The sequence below is a fragment of the Teredinibacter waterburyi genome (genome assembly GCF_001922985.1).
GTDB lineage: Bacteria > Pseudomonadota > Gammaproteobacteria > Pseudomonadales > Cellvibrionaceae > Teredinibacter > Teredinibacter waterburyi.
In genome coordinates, this window is the sequence record NZ_MRUH01000015.1 from 1 (window position 1) to 20,495 (window position 20,495).

At 47.2% G+C, this 20,495-nt stretch carries 15 protein-coding genes; 3 read left to right on the forward strand and 12 right to left on the reverse strand.

The window, feature by feature from the left end:
* The 4 genes from IDZ20_RS01310 to IDZ20_RS01325 all read right to left on the reverse strand — a co-directional run.
* The coding region (locus tag IDZ20_RS01310; protein WP_188149629.1) for a retention module-containing protein at positions 1-3,017 on the reverse strand (3,017 nt) is incomplete at its 3' end.
* A 39-nt stretch (positions 3,018-3,056) separates the two neighbouring features.
* Positions 3,057-4,349 carry a TolC family outer membrane protein gene (locus IDZ20_RS01315; RefSeq protein WP_188149630.1) on the reverse strand — a complete coding sequence of 431 codons (1,293 nt, stop codon included), beginning with the start codon at positions 4,347-4,349 and terminating at the stop codon, positions 3,057-3,059.
* Positions 4,350-4,690: 341 nt separating this feature from the next.
* Positions 4,691-6,070, reverse strand: a complete 1,380-nt coding sequence (locus IDZ20_RS01320; RefSeq protein WP_188149631.1) for an HlyD family type I secretion periplasmic adaptor subunit — start codon at positions 6,068-6,070, stop codon at positions 4,691-4,693.
* A gap of 4 nt (positions 6,071-6,074) precedes the next feature.
* A complete protein-coding gene (locus tag IDZ20_RS01325) occupies positions 6,075-8,240 on the reverse strand; it encodes a type I secretion system permease/ATPase (RefSeq protein ID WP_188149632.1) in 2,166 nt (721 codons plus the stop codon).
* A gap of 347 nt (positions 8,241-8,587) precedes the next feature.
* On the opposite strand from IDZ20_RS01325, the gene IDZ20_RS01330 reads away from it, so the two are divergent.
* Positions 8,588-8,818 (forward strand): hypothetical protein, encoded by a 231-nt coding sequence (locus tag IDZ20_RS01330; RefSeq protein ID WP_188149633.1) that lies wholly within the window; start codon positions 8,588-8,590, stop codon positions 8,816-8,818.
* A gap of 110 nt (positions 8,819-8,928) precedes the next feature.
* Here IDZ20_RS01330 and IDZ20_RS01335 read toward each other — a convergent pair whose 3' ends face one another.
* The 3 genes from IDZ20_RS01335 to IDZ20_RS01345 all read right to left on the reverse strand — a co-directional run bounded on the left by IDZ20_RS01335 (position 8,929) and on the right by IDZ20_RS01345 (position 11,357).
* Positions 8,929-9,441 (reverse strand): regulatory protein RecX, encoded by a 513-nt coding sequence (locus IDZ20_RS01335; protein WP_188149634.1) that lies wholly within the window; start codon positions 9,439-9,441, stop codon positions 8,929-8,931.
* A gap of 140 nt (positions 9,442-9,581) precedes the next feature.
* Positions 9,582-10,625, reverse strand: a complete 1,044-nt coding sequence (recA, locus tag IDZ20_RS01340; protein ID WP_188149635.1) for a recombinase RecA — start codon at positions 10,623-10,625, stop codon at positions 9,582-9,584.
* Between the two features lie 192 nt (positions 10,626-10,817).
* A complete protein-coding gene (locus IDZ20_RS01345; protein WP_188149636.1) occupies positions 10,818-11,357 on the reverse strand; it encodes a CinA family protein in 540 nt (179 codons plus the stop codon).
* Positions 11,358-11,498: 141 nt separating this feature from the next.
* Between IDZ20_RS01345 and IDZ20_RS01350 the strand changes: the two genes are divergently transcribed.
* Positions 11,499-12,005, forward strand: a complete 507-nt coding sequence (locus IDZ20_RS01350; protein ID WP_188149637.1) for a DUF4124 domain-containing protein — start codon at positions 11,499-11,501, stop codon at positions 12,003-12,005.
* 174 nt (positions 12,006-12,179) lie between these two features.
* On the opposite strand, the gene IDZ20_RS01355 is transcribed toward IDZ20_RS01350, so the two are convergent.
* From IDZ20_RS01355 to IDZ20_RS01365, 3 genes are all read right to left on the reverse strand, one after another.
* Complete coding sequence (locus IDZ20_RS01355) at positions 12,180-12,839, reverse strand: YiaD family glycine zipper/OmpA-like lipoprotein (RefSeq protein WP_188149638.1); 660 nt, start codon at positions 12,837-12,839, stop codon at positions 12,180-12,182.
* Positions 12,840-12,984: 145 nt separating this feature from the next.
* Entirely contained in the window at positions 12,985-13,695 is a 711-nt protein-coding gene (locus tag IDZ20_RS01360; protein ID WP_188149639.1) for a pseudouridine synthase, read from the reverse strand.
* Between the two features lie 150 nt (positions 13,696-13,845).
* Positions 13,846-15,912 carry an FG-GAP repeat protein gene (locus IDZ20_RS01365; RefSeq protein ID WP_245792043.1) on the reverse strand — a complete coding sequence of 689 codons (2,067 nt, stop codon included), beginning with the start codon at positions 15,910-15,912 and terminating at the stop codon, positions 13,846-13,848.
* A gap of 249 nt (positions 15,913-16,161) precedes the next feature.
* Here IDZ20_RS01365 and IDZ20_RS01370 point away from each other — a divergent pair, with 249 nt between their 5' ends.
* On the forward strand, positions 16,162-18,603 hold the full coding sequence (locus tag IDZ20_RS01370; RefSeq protein ID WP_188149640.1) for a cadherin-like beta sandwich domain-containing protein: 2,442 nt from the start codon (positions 16,162-16,164) through the stop codon (positions 18,601-18,603).
* An 89-nt stretch (positions 18,604-18,692) separates the two neighbouring features.
* Here IDZ20_RS01370 and IDZ20_RS01375 read toward each other — a convergent pair whose 3' ends face one another.
* Positions 18,693-19,655: an HPP family protein gene (locus IDZ20_RS01375; protein ID WP_188149641.1), complete on the reverse strand. Its 963-nt coding sequence runs from the start codon at positions 19,653-19,655 to the stop codon at positions 18,693-18,695.
* Positions 19,656-19,821: 166 nt separating this feature from the next.
* Positions 19,822-20,364: a hypothetical protein gene (locus IDZ20_RS01380; RefSeq protein WP_188149642.1), complete on the reverse strand. Its 543-nt coding sequence runs from the start codon at positions 20,362-20,364 to the stop codon at positions 19,822-19,824.
* Positions 20,365-20,495 lie beyond the last annotated feature (131 nt).

A 20,495-nucleotide genomic window follows, 5' to 3' on the forward strand; every position in this document is an offset into this window, starting at 1 on the left:
AAATCGTTGAGATCAATAGTGTAGCTGGCGAAGTCTTCGGTAAGGTTTTGATCGGCCAGACCGGAAGTCGCAGGAACATCGTTAGCTCCCGCAATCGTAATCACGGCCTCTTGCGTAACACTTCCACCCTTGCCATCTTCAACGGTGTAGCTATATCGAATACTTTCAGTTTCGCCGGAAGCAAGGTAATTATAGGCGGTTGGGTCGATATTCAACGCGTTTCCGTTTACAGAAACACCTGACGAATTACCGCCAACTAAGGTTAGATTCGCTACATTAAGCGTATCGGAGGTATCAACATCGGAACTATTCGTTAAAAGATTTAAGCTGTAACTTTCATCATCCTCAGTTGCGGACGATAAGAGCGGGTCGCTAACAACGGGAGCATCATTGGCTCCGGTAATTGTTATCTGTGCCGTTTGTGCGATGCTGCCGCCATTTCCGTCAGCGATATTGTAGCTATACTCAATAACACTCGTTTCGCCTGCAGCTAAACTGTTGTAGCTATTTGGATCCATTAAAAGCGTATTGTTTTGAACCGTTACACCGATAGCGTCCCCACTTGCAAGCACAAGGTCAGAAACATTTAGCACATCGCTAGTGTCAACATCTGACGCGCCGGCCAATAAATTAATATCCAACGCCGCATCGTCTTCCGAGGCCACAACATTAATAGTTTGAGTAACCGATGGCTGGTCATTCACAGGCTCTACCGCAATACTCACGGTCGCCGTATCTAAGCCTCCACGGCCGTCGGTTACGGTATAGTCAAAACTGGCTGGGCCGGAATAATTTTCATCCGGCTGAAAGGTGATTGTTCCGGTTGCTTCATCGACGGAAATAATGCCATTTATTACATTCTGAGCGCTAACAAAACTAACCGTATCGCCATTTACATCGACGTCATTGGCCAACAAATCTGCGATCAGAATTTCTAAGGGTGTATCCTCTAGAACACTTCCGGAGTCGTTCACGGCATCTACCGCATCATTCAAACGTTCAACCGCGACTTGTGTAGCTGAAGACTCACTAAAGCGTCCATCGGTTACGTTAACAGAGACATCGAGCTGGGTAATATTTAACGTATCGTTGGCAATCGCAGCCTGGCCAGCAGCAGTGAGCACGACACTATCACCAACAATACTAAAAAAACCATTTTCATTGTTTTCTAAACTATAGCTAAGTGCGTCACCATCGCCATCTACCGCGACTATTGTTGCAACTACTGCACCTTCAACAAGGTCAGCTTCACTCATAGGTTCGGATGTCAGGGTAACTTGCGGCGCATACTCATTTACGTTTAAAAGATTAACGGCAATATTTTGAGTGTCGAACAAGGAGCCAAAACCGTCGTCGGTTGCAGTAATCGTAACCGCGTAGTTACGCAAGCTTGTTTCGTAATCTGGTGGATTAATAAAGGTTAAAACACCTTGCTGAGTAAGCGAAAATAGCGCGGCGTCAGCACCGGTTAAGACGTAGCTAATATTATCGCCATCGGGATCAACTGCCGGAAAGTTACCAACAAATAATGTGTTTTCTAATACATCAACACTGGTATCTTCTCCCAGCTGTGGAGCGACATTCCCGACTTTAACTGTTACGTCTGAGCTAGAAACGGACTCACCACCGTGGCCATCACTAATCGCATAAGTAATCGTGTCGATACCAACAAAGTCAGTATTCGGCTGATAGGTTATAGTGCCATCGGCATTAACCGTGACAGTGCCGGTTTGTGCGCCGGCGGCAATAATACTTATGGTATCGCCGTCGACATCGTAATCGTTCGCCAACACATCAATTGAGATCGGCTGATTAATATCGGTCATAACCAAACCGTCAGCAACGGCAACGGGAATATCGTTGACCGGAGCAACGATTAGATTCGCATTATTTGCAACCGGCGATGAGTTACCATCGGTGACCAAAAAATTAAAGCTTACAGTGCCATTCCAATTCTCTGTTGGTACAAAGGTAAATGTGCCGTCGCCATTGACAATAAGCTCGCCATCATTATTCGCGACGGAAAGTGAATCTAAGTAGAGAGGGTCTAAGTCTTCGTCAGATGCGCCAGCCAGTAAAGTATCTGTATCGAATGTGATTCGGCCGTCTTCATCAATTGTACCGAGTGTTACCGGATCGCCAACTTGCGGCAGATCGTTTGTCGGGGCGACTTGTATGATGAAGCGTTCAGTAATTGGCAGAACATTCGGATCTTCACTTGCAACGGTAATCGCAACGCTAAATACACCGCTATCGGTGAGGCTCGCGGCATTACTAGGCGCACCAGAAACAACACCTGTAGTGCTGTTTAATGTAAGCCCTTCCGGTAAATTTTCGGCGCTAAAAGTCAGCGTTTGTGGCCGACCATCGCTTGTTACAACTTGGGATCCAATATCCAGAGAGAACGGTAAATCTTCTGTAGCTGCCTGATCAAGTAATGCCAAACTTAATTCAGCAGGGGGAACGTTTACAGGGTCTGGGTTACTTCGTTCGGGATCAGTATTCGATGTCGAACTACGAGTAGTGGTTTCAAAACCGCTTTCTGGCGTGACGCTATTCCCTGTCATCTGTAACCGGGTAATAGCACCAGTTGCAGCTCCCGCCGCATTGGTTTGCCCGTCACCGGCCGCAGCTGCAGGTAAAATCTCATCTAGCGTCAGGCCTTGCTCTAAAGCTTGAGCTATTGCATCAAAATTAATAGCGTCGGTAAGCGAACCATCTTCTTTCAAGCGCGCTAGCAGATCCATTAATTGTTCGTCGAGCTTTAACGCTTGGTCATGGCCAAGCGTAAATGCATCAAAACCGTCTATAGCAACAACTGCGACACTACTGCCTCGAGTGAGAAGTTCATCGCCAATCTTTAGCTTGTAGCCACTTTTTACGGCTAATCGCTCACCGTTATTAACTAAATACACTCGGCCCCAAGTGCCAGACACAGTACCAATGGTTTCATTTGCGGGTGCAGAAACAGCCGGTGCCGTTGTGCCTGATTGGGTTTCGCTCAAATTGTCAGCCATACGCTTTAATGCCTCAACTGCCTACAAATAATCGGCAGACTACTCTGTTGCAACATTGAATGCGCTTAGCAACTCACCGAGCGCGTTCAATATTCGATAGCGGGTATAAATATGATCATAACGAGCGTTAATCAGCGCTCGCTCACTTTCCACCACTTCAGTTTCAGTATTCAATAAATCTAATAATGTTCGTCGACCTATATTAAATTGCTGCGCATAGGCGACCTTAGTGTTCGACGCCGACTGCACATGCTGCTCTAAAAATTCAATCTGCGCTGCCACCGCGTCCCAAGCATTCCAAGCCAAATGAAAGCTTTCTATTACTTGGCGTCGCGTGTTGTTGCGAATATCTTTAGCCTCTTCCATTAAGTAGGCTGTTTGCCCTCGCCGCGCTTTGTCGGCACCACCTCTATAGAGGTTATAATTCATACGAAGGGCAATAATTAAGTCCTCATCTTCGCCGACAATAGTGCCTACATTTTCGTCCCAGCGCTTATCGGCTTCTAAGGTAAAAGTTGGCCAATAACCACTCGCAGCCGCTCGGTATTGCTGTTTTGCGGCACCGACATCAGCATTAGCCGACATTAATGTTGGATGCCGCTTAATCGCTTTCGCGATGCCCTCATCGCGACTGACCGGAAGCTGACCGACTGCCTCTGGCATCGTCATATTTTCGAGATTAGGGTACAAACCCGTTACCCGAAAAAAGTTGGCTTGGGCATCCGCCAAATTGTTCTGTGCCACAATCATGTTGGCATTCGCAAGCGACAAGCGTGCAGAAATTTGCTCTAAATCTGCCTTACTGCCAACGCCTTTATCGCTGCGCAGCTTCATCTGATCATAGATATTCTGGTGCTCCCAAAGCGTCGCGCGTGTGAGATCCAACAGTTTCGAATATCGCAAAACGTCCAGATAAGAAGCCGCTGTTTTTAAGGCTACACGCTCTGCCGTAGCTTGGGCTTCATGACTTGCGCTCTGCTGTCTTGCCTTTTGGCGTCCAACTTCCGCCTGGCTAGAAAAACCGTCGAATAGCGTTTGACGCGCCTGTAATCCAAATTCTCGCCGAGTCTCTTCGGCCTCTAAGTCATCTGTAGCCGGCGCTGTTCGCGTTTCACGCCCAATACCTGCGTCTATAAACACTTGGGGCAGATAAGCTGCCCTTGCCTGCCTTACCTCATATCCCCGAGATTCTCGCTCATTAATAACTGCACGAACTTCAGGGTTGGTTCTAACGGTTTGTTCAATCGCTTCTTTTAAGCTTAGCCCATAAGAACCCGACGAAATAAAACCAGATGCCAATGTGACGAATACGCATATGCGTCCAATCTTCATCTATCAGTCTTCCTTTTATTAGTATCTACACTCTATGTGCTAGCGATATAGCCAGCTTCACTAATGGTTTGTTTACCTTATCGAACGGCTTGAATTAGACCACACATCAAGGATTAAGCTGAAAAAGCAAACTTGATCGCATTCCCCCTTCCCCAAGAAGTTATGCGACAACTCTTCCACGCCGTGACGCAGGTCACAAAACGGCCATTAAACACTATTTACACCAACTAGCATAGACGAGGCCAGACCAGCTTGCACAAAGAATGACCAAAGGTAATATTTAACGACCATCGCGGGTACACAATAAATAACCCGATCGCTACTAGGTTGCACTACAAATGCTAGCGCTCACGCAAGGCAAGGTGTTTGGTTTTTAAGATAGGTTTTAGAAGGTAGTCCATAATTGTCTTGTGGCCGGTAAGAATGTCCACATTCACCGTCATCCCGGGAATAATGGGGAGTTCTGAGCCATCCGGGCCGATAAAAACCTTATTTGTTTCTACCTTTACGGAATAAAAGCTTTCGCCTTGGTCATTAACAATGGTATCTGGGCTGATATGAACAACGTTCCCGTCCAGCCCCCCCATTATCGCGAAGTCGTAAGCGGTAAATTTTACCTTTGCCTTCTGTCCGGGATGTAAAAACGCAATATCTGCTGGCCTTACGCGGGCCTCTATAAGTAGGATTTCTTCACTGGGGACGACCTCAACAATATCCATACCGGGCTGAATAACACCACCGATCGTCCTGACTAACAAACGTTTGACCGTGCCCGCTACCGGCGAAACCACCAAGGTTCTTTGCACCCGATCGACTAGAGCCTCACTGGTTGATCGCAGTAATGAGAGTTCGTTTGTCACCTCGTTAAGCTGCTCCCTGGCGTCGCGACGAAATGTAAGCATTTGGCTTTCTAGCCGTTCCTTAATTTCGGACAGACTCGACTTGGCACGAGGCAAGGCGAGCTGAGCCGCTCGCATTTCGCCCTGTAAATCGTTTACCTGTCGCTCAAGGCGTAACAACTCTACCTGAGATATAGCTCCATCAGCCGCCAGAGGCTGAGTAAGTTCCAACTCTGTGCGCAACAACTCGTAGCTACGGGCGAGCCTTGCGTACTTAGCCTCTAGCTCAGAGACCTCCTGTTTACGTTGCGCCATCTGTTGCATCAAAACCGCATTGGCGCTCTCAAACTCACGCAATCGTGACTTATAAACCGCCAACTCCTGCTGTACCAACTTAGGGTCGAAACGAGAGTCTGGTGGTACCGTAAATTCACTACCAAGGGTTTCGGCACGCAAACGTTCCGCCTTAATTTCAAGTTGCCCTTGGGTTAAGCCCGCCTCCCTCAAAGAAGATGAAAATTGCGTATCATCAATCCTCAAAAGCTTTTGACCTCTAGCGACCACATCGCCCTCGCTGACAAATAATTGCGCGAGTATACCGCCCTCAAGATTCTGAATAAGTTGTATCGATTGCGACGGGATAATCTTACCTTCGCCGCGGGTAAACTCGTCTAGTTCAGCCACGCTTGCCCAGACTAAAAATAACAAGACAAACCCGGCAACCGCCCAAATCAAATACTGCCCACCACGCGGCGACTGCTCTAATAAGGCCGCTTGAGCGGACGACACATAGTTTAGATCTCCGCTTTGTAGAGTTGTAGAACCAACGGCTGAAGCACTAGCGTCAGCTTGCGGTGCGGGTTCGTTATTTACTGCAGCCATAGTCTTAACTTATATTTAACTGACCTGATTTAAGCGCTTGCAGCACAGACTCTTTGGAGCCGTCTGCCACAATCCGCCCCTTGTCCATCACCAACACCCTATCAACCAGCGCCAACAAAGTTGTCTTGTGCGTAATCAACACGAGAGTTTTGCCCTCTACCTCGGATTTTAAGCGTGCCAGTAAACGTGCCTCACTGGTATTGTCCATGGCCGTTGTCGGCTCGTCGAGAAGTAAAATAGGGGGCGAGTTTACCAAGCCCCGAGCAAGGTTTACTGCTTGCTTTTGACCGCCAGACAAACCTTCGCCGCGCTCCTGAATTATGCGAGAAAAACCCTGAGGAAAAGTATTTGCAAATTCGGTGACGCCACAAAGGTCTGCTACACGCAAAACCTCTTTATCACTTACCCATTCATTCTTATAGGCAATATTGTCGCGAATGGACCCAAAAAATAACGACACCGATTGCGGGACGTAACCCATATTCTGACGTAAATCAGCAGGGTCTAACTGCTTTGAATCCAACCCATCGAAAAGCACCGCACCTTGCTGCGGCTGATAAAGCCCCAACATTAACTTATGCATCGTAGACTTGCCGGACCCCAATCGTCCAATTATCGCAACACGCTCACCGGCTTTAATACTGAAATTAATATCCTTTAGCGTTGGCTGTTCTTCGCCTTGATAACTAAACACGACATTTTCAAATGTAATTTCACCGCGCAATAACTCTCTCTTGATAAAGGCTACTCCGTCAGGTCGCTCTTGCGCTTTGCTGACAACGGCATTTAATGCCTCCAAAGCTAAAACCGATTGCTTATACTGGACGAGCAACCCTGCGATTTGCGAAAGCGGCGCCAACACACGGCTCGTTAATATCACGCACGCAATTAGCGCCCCCATAGTGAGCTCTTTTTCTGCAATTGCGTAAACACCAACGATTACCACTAATACCGACGAGAGCTGCTGAACAAACCCTGCGAATGTTGTTGCACTATTGGAGAGCAAACGGGATTTCAAACTCCACGAGGCCAACAAGCCAACGGCTTTCTCCCAAGCTCGCTGCACCCGACCTTCTGCACCGATTGATTTTAACGTTTCTAAATTATTGATTGCTTCCACTAAGGTAGCGTTTTTCTGCGCAGACGCAGCAAAAGTGTGCGCAACGGACTTCTGTAACAAACGCTGCACCACAAGCGCATAAACAATCACGATTGGGATCATCACTACGGGCACCCAAGCGACTGATCCACCGATATAGATAATCACCACCAAGAACAGCAGAATAAAGGGTAAATCGATAAATGCTGTAACCGTGCTCGAGGTTATAAAGTTGCGGATACTGTCAAAATCTCGTAATTGGCTAACAAAAGAGCCTGTCGACAGCGGGTGTTCAGAATACTTAGCACCCAAAACACGCTCAAAAATATAAGACGACAACAGCACGTCAGATTTCTTGCCCGCTAGCTCAATAAAGTGCGAGCGCAATGTTTTTAAAATAAAGTCGAAGATATAGACAACCCCAACCCCCAAAGCCAACGCCCAGAGGGTTTCTACCGCGTCATTCGGCACAACGCGGTCATAGACGTTCATTACAAACAATGGGTTAGCGAGAACAAATAGGTTTATAAAAAAAGAAGCGACAAGAACGTCGCGATAGATTTTTGATGAATGGCCGAGCGTGCTCCAGAACCAATGGTCACGCTGAAAATTTAGAAACGGCTGAGCGCGCGGGTCATACACCGCTTCAATTTTGGTAAAAATAGCAAAGCCACTATAGTCCTCCAATACTGACGCCATAGGTAGGACGCACTCACGCCCTAACAACGGATCAAAAACCCGAACACTAGCGCCAGCTGATGATTCATCTCGCGTATAAGCGAGCAGTACGAGTGCCCTATTATTCGTCTGCAACAATACGCAAGGCATTACCAATTCGGGGATATCGGCAAGCGGCCGCTGCTCTATACTCGAACCGAATCCAATTCGCCCTGCGGCGCGCTTAAAAAGCTCTGGCGTCAGACAACCATCAACTAAGGGCAAGCCAGAAACCAGCGACGAGACCGAATAATTTACCTTTTCGTGCTCAGCTAAATACACCAACGCTTGCAAGAGTGTATCTTTGGGTTCGTCACCGGCATTTACTGGCGCACTTTCAACGCTGCTACTCATAGGAAAGACATCACCACCATCACATCATATTGACTGAAAAGTATCGACTGAAAGGCCCTGCGACATAAGCTGTCACAGCGAGATAGGGCGCAACGCAAAAACGATCGCCGCTAAACGAAAAGAATAACCTATATTCCTCAAATTCACAGCAGCGGCGTCATTTTTTGCAAATCAGTCTAAGTTCTTGCTGGTAAACGCCTGCATGAGAGAGCTAGACTTCGAATGACGTGAAATAACGTAACGATAGAGAGTGTGTGCGAGTGGATAAACACCCCATTTTACCGGCGTATATTTGTCACCGTAAACCGCCACACCCCAGCCTGCAAACCAGCAATAGATAGCGACTCATGGACAAAAAAATACCAGAAGCAGACTCAATAAAGAAAGCCCTAGCTGCATCCGACCAAGATATAGCGCGTGTCGCAGAAGACTTAATCCAGCTGTTAATCGCAAAAAAAGTAATATTATTTACCGAGTTGCCAGAAGCGGTGCAAGCAAAACTGGTTTCTCGAGAGGCTCTGAGAAATAAACTTGACCAAGATACCGCCTGTTTTTTAGACGAAAGTGAAGCGTTATAACGAAGCTAATACTAGTGAGAATCGAGGGCCGAGGGTGAAAAACGGAAGGTTAATGAGAGGAAGTCTACTGAATGAAATGGAAAGTTAAGGGAAACGTTGGAACGAACTAGCTAAAACCCCACCGATAAACCTGTAGCATCTTGGACGCTACTATCGAGCTGGGAAAACAACTGCCGCACATCCTCAGCTCTGAAGCCGCGATAACGAAGGAAGGTCATCTGTTTATTTTTTTCGGTAAAGTCTTCAGGTCGTTTACCGTACTTCTTCCGCCAAACATTAAAAATGAGGGCTGGCCAGCCGGCCTCTAGTTCAGCCAATACGACCTCTTGGAAGTCAGACGAAATACCTTTATCGGCTAGTTCAAGCGCAATTCTATCGGCACCAAAGCCACGCATCGCCCTAGACCTTGCATAAACCATCGCGAAACGCTCATCGGATAAATACCCCGTTTCCGACAAACGCTCAATTACAGCCTCTATGGCTACATCACCATTCGAGTGGCTAGGCAAACGGCTGCGGAGCTTTGTATAAAGCTCCTTAACAGAATGTTCGCGCCGCGATAGGAGCCGAACACCAGTATTGTAGAGTTTGGAGATTTCTTCGTCTGTTAGCGACATGCTCATGTTCTCGCTTTCAATTACTCCCCCTAGCCCCAAAATCCCACACAATTCCTATGTCACTCGGTTAGTGTAGAACGACCTACCGGTCGACACTAAACGAGTCAGGCACATAACGATTCCGTGTGGGTGAAGGCCAAGAGAACTTAGGCGTCTTCCGCCTCAACTTCTGGTTTCTTGCCGTCATCACTTTTAGCGTCTGGCACGCCCATCAATTCGGCTTTAATCTTAGCCTCTAAAAGCTCAGCTATATCTTTATGGTCTTTAAGGTACTGAATAGCGTTTGCCTTGCCCTGACCGATTTTGTCACCGTTGTAGCTATACCAAGCACCGGCCTTGTCGATTAAATTCAGTTTCACACCAAAATCGACTATCTCTCCGTATAGGTTAATACCCTGTCCATAGAGAATCTGGAACTCAGCTTGCTTAAAGGGAGGCGCGACCTTGTTCTTCACAACCTTCACGCGGGTTTCCGAACCGGTCACCTCGTCGCCATCTTTAACCGAACCAATACGACGAATATCCAAACGAACTGACGAGTAGAATTTAAGCGCGTTACCACCAGTTGTTGTTTCGGGGTTACCGAACATAACGCCAATTTTCATACGGATTTGGTTAATAAAAATAACTAGGCAATTGGCATTTTTAATATTGCCGGTAATTTTACGCAGTGCTTGCGACATCAAACGCGCCTGTAAACCTACGTGGTGATCACCCATCTCGCCTTCAATTTCAGCTCTAGGTGTAAGCGCTGCGACAGAATCCACTACCAGTACGTCGATTGCACCAGAGCGAACTAACATGTCGGTAACTTCCAAGGCCTGTTCACCGGTATCTGGCTGAGAGACAATCAAATCGTCAACATCGACGCCTAACTTGCCGGCGTAAATGGGGTCCAAAGCATGCTCGGCATCAACAAAGGCACAAGTTCCACCCATGCGCTGAGCTTCCGCTATAACCTGTAACGTTAAGGTGGTTTTACCCGACGATTCTGGCCCGTAAATTTCAACAATTCGGCCTCGAGGTAAACCACCAATACCAAGCGCAACATCTAAGCCTAACGAACCGGTGGAAATTGAAGGGATGGCCTGCAACTCCTTGTCGCCCATGCGCATTACCGTACCCTTACCAAACTGACGATCAATTTGAGTCAGCGCCGCTTGCAATGCTTTTTCTTTATTCGCGTCCATTAATTCACCCTTAAAATTCGTTTGGTTAATACAGCTCGGTTAGGTACGGGTCCGATTTAGCTGTTTTTTTCAGTAGCTACTTTTTCATTAGCTACTTATAAAAGCTACCGCTCTGAGGTTAGCTACAAGTGTTTTACAACATGCTGTAAAGCATACGACAAAAATACTGTACACGCAAACAGTGTTATACATTTATACAGTGTTTTTATCGAGAAGGCATAATAGCTTGCTTAACGCATAATGTACCGATTGATACTGAACCGCCGCGCGGTCGCCAGTAAAACAGTGTCGTTCAGTTAGTACGCTTACCCCTGATACTTGGCTTAACACCAAAGGTAGCGCCCACGCAAAACATACTGTGCCAACAGGCTTTTCATCCGTTCCGCCACAGGGGCCGGCAATTCCGCTGGTGGCTATACCCCAATCGGCTGACGCCAATTGCGCGACGCCAGTTGCCATTGCCGCCACCACGGGCTCACTTACGGCGCCATACTCCTCGAGCAAATGGGGTGGCACAGCCAATACTTGCTGTTTGATGATATTACTGTAAGCCACAACACCAAGATCGAACCAACCGGAACTACCGCTAACGGCGGTAACAGCTGCCGCAATAGCGCCACCCGTGCAGGATTCCGCTAGGGCGAGATGCTGATGACGGCGCGCCAATCGCTCTCCTAGCTCGGAAGCGAGATCTAGAAGCGTGCTGGTTTTCTCGGTATGAAGGGTTGGCATCGACGCAAAATAGGACAATCGCTACAAAGTTGCAATAGATCCGGCTAAGCTACATTGTCTGAAGTCGAGGCAACTATAAGGCGACGACTCCACCACATTAGGCGCCTAGGCCACTCAGTAATTATAACCAGTATCGAAAATATGAAAAAATTCATCTTTAAAATAATCGTTTTTATTCTTCTCAGTTTCGGTATTAGCAATTACCTACTCTACCTAACCACCGGCCAGTCGCTGCTTAGCAAGCTCCGCAAACCAAATTTGCCCAATATATCTGTGGGACTAGACACGCTTAAGGGGCTGCAAGACAATCTACCTTCGATTACCAGCCAGCCCAAGGATTCCATACGAGAAGGCGTAGAAATCGCGCACAAATGGACGGATGCTCAGGGCGTTGTTCACTATTCCGCCGAACCGCCAGCTGAAGTGCAGGCGACCGAAATTATCGAGCTTGATCCAAATACCAATATTGTGCAGAGCTATAAAGGGAACAAAGAAGCCTCTGCTCTACCAGAAACTGAAACTGCTCAACCAGCTAGCACAGCGCTAGCACCAACCTCTGGCCAGAATGTACTGAACGACGCCAAGGAGGTAGAGCGCCTACTCAACGAACGTTTTGCCAAACAACGTGAGACAATCGACAGCTACTAATACAAACAAGAAAACGAGTATGAATATACCGCCCATCGAAAGCGCCTCTTTTATCGCTAGCGCCGTATTCTGGCGATAACTAAACCACATTATTCCAGACATAAAAAAGCCCGAAATCAATCGGGCTATTGTGTTGGCGTATCTAATTGCCAAACGAATACCTATCTGTTCAATCTATTCAGTAGGTTCCAACTTTAACTCAACGCGACGATTAGCCTGACGGCCTTCTGCTGAATCGTTGCTGGCAATCGGGCTAGATTCACCATAACCCGCCGCCTTTACACGGCTTGCGCTAATATTTTTTTCAAGCAGGTAATCACGAACGCTAGCAGCTCGCAATTCGCTCAACTTCTGGTTTGATGATTCAGAGCCAACTGAGTCGGTATGGCCAGAAACCATAATGCGAGTTTTGCTAAATTCCTTTAGCACCTTGCCAACAGAACTCAGTACCGGCAAAAAATCTTCGCGAATATTATAGGCGCCAGTAGCAAAGGTGATATTGCCAGGCATAATCAAACGCAAATCATTACCTTCGCGCTTAACCTGAACGCCAGTTCCCGCCAATTCTTTACGCAACTTTGATTCTTGCTGATCCATATAGTAGCCCGCACCACCGCCTACAGCAGCACCTGCTGCGGCACCGGTGAGAATAGCTTTATCGCGATCATTCTTACTCGCTGTAGCAGCGCCAATCACCGCACCAGCCAAGGCGCCAATACCAGCTCCAGTCGCCGTCTTACTTACCTCCTCTTCCCCGGTGTAGGGATCTGTCGCACAACCTCCCAAACCAGCTCCTAAAGAAAAAACTAAACCTGCTACCAGTAACTTATTCATTTTGCCTCCTGCGGCATAACTAAGAACGTCAAACCTAAACACTCGGCAAGAATAGTCCATAGCCGAGTAGTCTGTTTGAAACTGCTAACATTCTACGCTGGTACCTCACTATTACTTGAAGAAACCTCGCAAATTTTACAAATTTTTACCATTCTGTACGATTCGGCAGCAGCTTGCGCAACTCGGCATCGGTTAGGTTGCGCCACTTTCCCGGCTTTAAATTACCAAGCAAAACATTGCTGATACGAATACGTCGCAACTGCTTTACACGCATACCAAAGTTTGCGGACATTAGTCGAATTTGACGGTTTAACCCCTGGGTAAGAATAATGCGAAAGCCAAACTTATTATGTTTGAACACCTTACACGGCAAGGTCATTTTGCCGTGAATTTTTACCCCACGCGCCATTCCCCGTACGAACGGATCGTTCACGGGCTGATCGACCGCAACGAGGTACTCTTTTTCGTGTTTATTTTCCGCACGCAGCACCTCGTTAACAATATCGCCATTGCTGGTGAGAAGAATCAAACCTTCCGAATCTTTATCCAGCCTGCCGATAGGAAAGATACGCTGCTGATGGTCGATAAAGTTGATGATATTGCCCTTGATCGACTCATCGGTTGTGCAGGTAATACCGACCGGCTTGTTGAAGGCGATATAAACATGCTTCTTGCCCGCTTTTTTTACCCGCTTCGAGATTACCTCTCCGTCCACTTCTACTCGCGCACCATCAGGTACTTCGGCGGCAATTCCAGCTACAACACCATTGACAACAACACGGCCTTCCTCAATTAAACGGTCGGCTTCTCGTCGTGAGCATTCGCCCTGCTCACTTAAATATTTGTTTAATCGCATGATGGTTCCAATAGCAGGTCGACGAGCGGCGTCGAGGCAAAAATAAAAAGCTGGCAGAAGCGGCCAAACCGGTCAGAAAACGCGGCAGTATAAACACCCTTGGCAAGAGAGCGCCAGCCTAACCGAAACCTGAACCGGAGGCCGAGCCCGCTAGTACAAGTAAGCCGCCCCTGCTTTGCTGGCATTGTTATTGGTTTGGCTGCCCGACAACCCTGTAGCGGTGCTGCGCTCCAACGGCGCACCAACCAACAATGCATTCCCCGAGGAATCCAAACTTAAGCTAGCACCAAACTTGTCGCCAGCGTCGGTATTGGGTGCCTTTACATAGCTTAGCTGGTGCCAACCATCTTCATTACTAAAGGTATAAACGGCACCCGCATCGGTTGCGCTGTTGTCATACTCGTTACCGTGCAACGCAGTCGCCGAACTGCTCTCGCCAACCGCACCAACCGCAATTAGGCTGCCATCACCATTAATCGCTATCGACGAGCCAAAGCGGTCACTCGTATCGCTATTCAAAGCCTTCAAATATGAATCCTGAGACCATTGCTGACCTGAAAGATTAAAAATGTACGCTGCACCCGCATCCTTAAACGAAGTATCCGCCTGATCACCATCTACACCAAAGGCATTACTCGACTCCCCCGGCGCGCCAACAACAAGCACTTCACCATTTGCCGCAATAGCCACACTGGCACCAAACTGCTGACCAGAGGCTTTGTTGGATGCCATAAGCGTTTGCCCGTAATTCCAATCTTGCCCACTACGATTAAAGATATGCGCTTTACCCGCTAAAACAGCAGAGCCATCTTCAGTCGCGATAGTTTCATCCGCCGAGAACTTTGCCCCAACAACCAAGCGGTTACCATCGGCTGTTAAGGATAAGGCGCTGCCGAAGTCATCACCGGTCGCGGGTACTGGCGCCGTTAGATAAGACTGCTCGCCCCAGTTGTCGCCACTCAAACTAAATACATAAACCGCACCGGCATCGCCATTTAGCTCTACATCACTACCCGTAGCGGCTACAGCTAAGGTTGCGCCAAAATCACTTAGCTCAACTTTACTACCGAATAAATCACCCGACGCACTGCGACTACCTTTTAAGTAACTCTGCTGAAACCAAGTATCGCCAAAACGTCTAAACACATAAGCGGCGCCAGAGTCTTGCTCGGTATTGTCGGTAATATCACCGTTAATAATAGTCGCGGCGCTATCTTCATAGGGGGCGCCAATGGCCAGCGTATTACCGTCGCCACTTAAGCTCAAAGCGCTACCAAAACCATCGCCTTCGTCAGGAAAATTAGTTTTGATATAGGCTTGTAATCGCCAGCTCTCATCGTCTTTCACATAGACATACACAGCACCCGAGGCACTTTTTGAATTGTCGCCCTCGTCGCGATTAACCCCTAACGAGCCGCTATCCTCACCCGGTGCGCCAATAGCAAACGTATTGCCATCGGCACTAATAGCAACAGTACCAAACTGATCGGATGCCTCCGTATTAGAAGCCTTTATATAACCAACGGCCTGCCGCATGTAGTTGTACAGCGAAATAGCATCCGTATTTGAACAGTAGGCATTGGTACACGCTTCTAATTTATATTCAGCGCCAAGCCAATCCTGTTTGTGCACTGCAACGTCCATGGTGTAACCAATTGCAGAACTACTAAACACCCGCCCTTTTTGCTCAAACTCAGCGGTTTCGTTTTTCTTTTCCAACAACCTATAACTTGCCGCTCCCGATACCGCGGGCCAACTAAACACCACAGTTTTAAAACCGTCCCTCGCCCTCAGCGCTACATCTACCGTTGTTACTGTAAACGAGTCCTCGTAATCGCCAACCGTTAAGGTTGCTTCTGTTTCTGTAGAAAGCAGGTCTGATGACAACAGTCTGACATAAACGATTTGTTCATCATTAATTTCCCCCTCCTCATCTGTAAACTCACCGCCATCGATTGAATACTCCCCGCCGACAATGCTAATGGTTGTTTCCGTATCAATGCCTTCTACGGTTATGTAATCCGAGACAATATACTCGCCCAAGCCAACGTCATATTCTGCGGTAAAATAAAAATCGTCTGGGCTGGTATCGTCCGAGCTATCGCCAACACCCCCGCATCCAACAATTAACATTGCCGCCGTTGAAATAGCGGTAAGTTTGAAAAAATCGACTAACTTAACTTTGCCAAAACCGTATATAAATTCAATTATTTTCATATTGCCTACTCAGGATAAAGATTAATATTCGCAGCTCTGACGCGGCAACCGTTCAAAATATCCCTGGTGGTTAGCAACATTTACGTTACTTAACAAAACTTAACATTACCCTGACATTAACCGCCATCCAGTTACAAAACTTTACTCTGCAATATTCTACAACGCGGAACTTCATTGTTCCGCGGACGGTCTTTTATGACTTACACAATAAACATATAGCCCGCCACCCTTATTAAAAAGCCAATCCATATGAACCCTTCTTCAAAAATAAAATACTTCGCAGTCATATTGTTTGCGTTTCTATTAGCCTCCTGCGGAGCATCGAGCACAACAACGGTAGAAGCGATTGATGACTTAAGCCTCACCTCGGTAGACATCGACAATATAGCGTTCGACTTCACTCCCACCAAAACGGGCCCTTACGAAATTGAGGTGGAAAACAACATTAGCACCATCAGCGTCGTTGCCACCGCTGCGAACAACTTATCGACGTTAATTTATTCCATAACCAATAGCGGCGGCACCAGTGCACCAATCGATCGAGCATCTGGCGAAGAATTCGAAGTGCAATTAAAAGAGGGCGAAAATATACTCATAATTCAAGTCGAGAATGAAGATGGCAGCCACACGTCCATCTATCAATTCCAAATTTATCGACAAGCTACCGAAGCAAGTTTAGCGCTCTACAGCTTTTTCATTCCGGTAAGTGACGGCGAAGCAGCGCTATCGCTAACGCCAAACTTCCAACCAGGAACCTATTTCTATACGGCAAAAGTAAGCTATGGAACATGCCGCTATGTATTGCAAGCCTACGCACAACAAAAATATTCGACCGTTGAAGTGAACGGCACCGAAATTGAAGATTACGAATTGTATTACCAGAATTTAGACCCAGGCGAAAATACCATACACACCTACGTAAGTTCTTCTAATGGCGCACGCACCGAGCGCTACACCACCAACATCACTCGTACACTGCCCTCCAACGCCGAATTACGAAGCAATGCTCGACTAAGTGGCCTGAGCATTGACGGTTCTGACCTCAATTATATTTGCGATCAGTCTTCCTATAGCATTGATATAAACAACAACGCACAAAGTATTAATTTAACTGCGACAACCGAGACCGACGGCGCAAAAATAGTTGTCGGTAATGTTGAAGTAGAGAGCGGAGTCTCTACCGAAATCCCCCTAGAGCAAGATGCAAACGAACTCATCATTCAAACCCTCTCCATAAATGGAGCGCAGACTAACGCCTACCACATTTACCTAAACAGGCTTGATGTCAATCGGGTATATGTCGACACGCCAGAAGCGCTTCAACTCGCATTGGCCAACGCAAATCCGAGTGACGAAATCCGCCTTCGGCCAGGCATTTACACAAGCACCCCCTCATTCCCGGCGAGTGGATCAGCTCAAGCGCACTTCCATTCAAATCGCTCGGGAACAAAATTTAATCCAATTTATTTAATTGCAGACTCAAGCAGCGAAGAGACCGCTTTAGAAGGCAGCCAGGGTTTAGCAACTATCGGCCTAGTTCTGAGCGGCGACTACTGGGTAGTATCCGGGCTCGACATTCGCAATGTCGATACCGGTATTAAGCTTGCCGGCGCAAATCATACAAAACTGCTTTCGCTTGAGTTTTCTAGCATTACCGACAGTGCCCTAGTAACCAGCAACGGCGCTTCAAACACCATTCTTATGGGGTCGAGTTTAGAGGCTAACACCAAGGACAGCAGCGAACCGATATCCAAACTAACACCCATGATACGTTTTCAAAGCGATCTTGAACCGTCGACAAACAATCAAATTTTGCGGAACTCAATTAGCGCTAACCTAGATAAGCCAATGCTTGTAATCGATGACAATGTCGATCAATCAGTCATTGAGGGGAATTCATTTTCCCTTAACACAACCAACACAAACAGCAAGGGTTCGCCGGTAATTTCCCTCCCAGGGGCCAACAGCCTCGTTCGTTTTAATACCTTTTATTTACAACAACAACATCCCGATTTCAACACGATTTCTGCCGAGTCAAACGCAGAAAGCCAAGGCGCAATTAAAATCTATCAAAACAGGTTGGATACGGAACAACAATCGCTGATTTTTGTAAATTCAAACTCGGCCATTGATCTACAAGTAGGCGATAACTATTTGGCAAGTGAACAAATCGATGACACCGACCTACTACCAGTAAGTTACAGCGGCAACGCGGTAAACATTGTTACCGACCTTTCACCGCGCTTTCAAATTAAAGCGCTGGGGCAACCGGATGTTTGTGTTGGTATTGTTGAATCGGAAGATGTGGACGATCTTTATTGGGCGGTAACAACATCCTGCAGTAACCGCACATCGACACTTTGGCAGTTAGAGCTTGCCGGCGACCACTACACCTATATCAAAAACCTTTCGATAGAAGATGGCTACCTAATGCCAAAAATTGGCTTTAGCAGTATGTGTGAAACTCCAGAAAGTGCGACAAGCAACGCCTATCTAGCGGAAAAGTGGAGCGGGTTTGTGCAGCAGTGGATTATTTATACGGACGACAAGGTTCAATACCTTATCAACAAAAACAACACAAGTTACGGCCTCACCATTGGCGGCGGCGCCTACAGCGAAGGCTCGCCACTAGTCGCCTGCCCAATAGTGGGCATAGAAGAGCAACAATTTGAATTGGTCGAGATTAACTAACAATAGAATTAACGAACTTCAATTCAATACAATGCGGTTTAATCACCGCATTGTATTGATAGTACTCGCGCCAATGACAGCGCTACATATTAGCTCGCCTTAATCCACCGGTTCTCGCTTTGAATGACTTCAAACCTTGCCCAACTCCGAAACTCTTCACGAAGACAAATACCGGTATCGTAGGATTGATGGCCAGCGACTATTTTAAAAATAACTTTATCTTTTGACGGTAATAGATTGCCATCTGCAGCATCTACAACCTGCCTTATACTCCACAACTTACCCAGCTTGCCATTACTGTAATATTTCCCCGGTTTAATTTCGGCCGGGTGAACAATATTCATTTCGGCGTGTTTTTTTGCTCGCTCAAGCAATTCCGTTAAACCTTCTTCGGTAATATCAACAAACGAGTCATGCTTTTGAATGGCCGCCGAAAAATCCTCCTGTGTTAACTCGAACTCCCGAGTCTGGGCTGGTGGAACGCTAGACGGCGCACTTTTGTAATACAGGTGGGCAGGGTAACGTCGCCACCGAAAGAAAAAATTAAACCCTACAGCAACAAAAAAGATACATCCCACATTCAATAAAACCGGAACCACCATATAAAAATATTCGAGATTTTGAATGGCATCTCCACCAATAACCGTCGTCAGAGCCGTGGCGCCGCCGGGTGGATGAATACACCGCAGGTAATACATTGCGGCAATCGCAAAACCGACGGCCAGCGCCGAAGACAAGACACTCACGCCCAAAAAGCGAACAACGCTTACTCCGATAAACGCCGAAATAAGATTCCCACCGAGTAACGCCCAAGGCTGAGACAAAGCGCCATGAGGCACGGCAAAAAGCAACACAGCACTAGCGCCCATCGATGCCACCACTAAACAGGCACTCGAAAAATCTAACACCCCGAGGGTAAGTAAATATTGAGCCAAGCCCGCGACAACTAGAATGCCAACACTCCCACCCAGTGCCGAAATTAGCTTTTCGCCATGGCTAGTCGTATTCCTGGGAATGCCCAGCCATTTGGATAGCTCGTTGAATCCTTGCATAACCCCACCATCCCCGCACCAAAATGAAGCATACTAGCCAAGCGGTTGGTGTTCAGCAAGGCTTGCTCGCCTAACGCGCGCGCACTTGGCTTTTAACGAGCTTTTTTATTGAAAGAATTAAGCTCTGAGCTGTTAGAGAAAGGCCATCAATACGCAGTTAAGATAATCAATCTTCATGATCATACTCATCTGTATATCCATCGACTTTAGTTGATTCGTTGAAGACTTTTTCATCAGTATCGTCCTCGCTTGCAGCGTCTCCTTCAGCCTCGTCACTGCTGCCGTCTTTTTGGGCTAGCTCGTCATCAAAGTAGTGTTCAATTGAGAACTCACAACTTACAGCACCGACACCGTCACTCGAAGAATACGAATAGTTTGCAACAGACTCAGGGTGCTCCCAAACCTCTAGGGTAAGAAGCATGTCGTGCCCGCATGATCTACAGGGGGAATCTAACTGCGCTATATAGCCTATATAATCATCATCTTCAGATTCTGCGCTAGTATCCTCATTAAATGATAAAGACTGCCCTTCAACCGTATAAGTTTGCTTACAGCGGGTGCAGATATAACTTACATATCCATCGATGGTGACATTCATATATTGATTACCTGAGAGGGATATTGCCGCGGCGAAATGCACCGTTGGCGTTTGTTTTAGACGCGACTGGCCCGCGTTAACGTTAGCGGAAGTGGTGTGGAGCGCGGTCAATTCTACGTCGGTTACGCCTTCGCCTGTGCGTTTTTTCGCAACCGAGCGACTTATTCCAAATAGCGACGAAAGTATTTTTACTCTCGCTTTTCGGTAGATTTCACCATCAACTCAACGAATACTACCTTTAC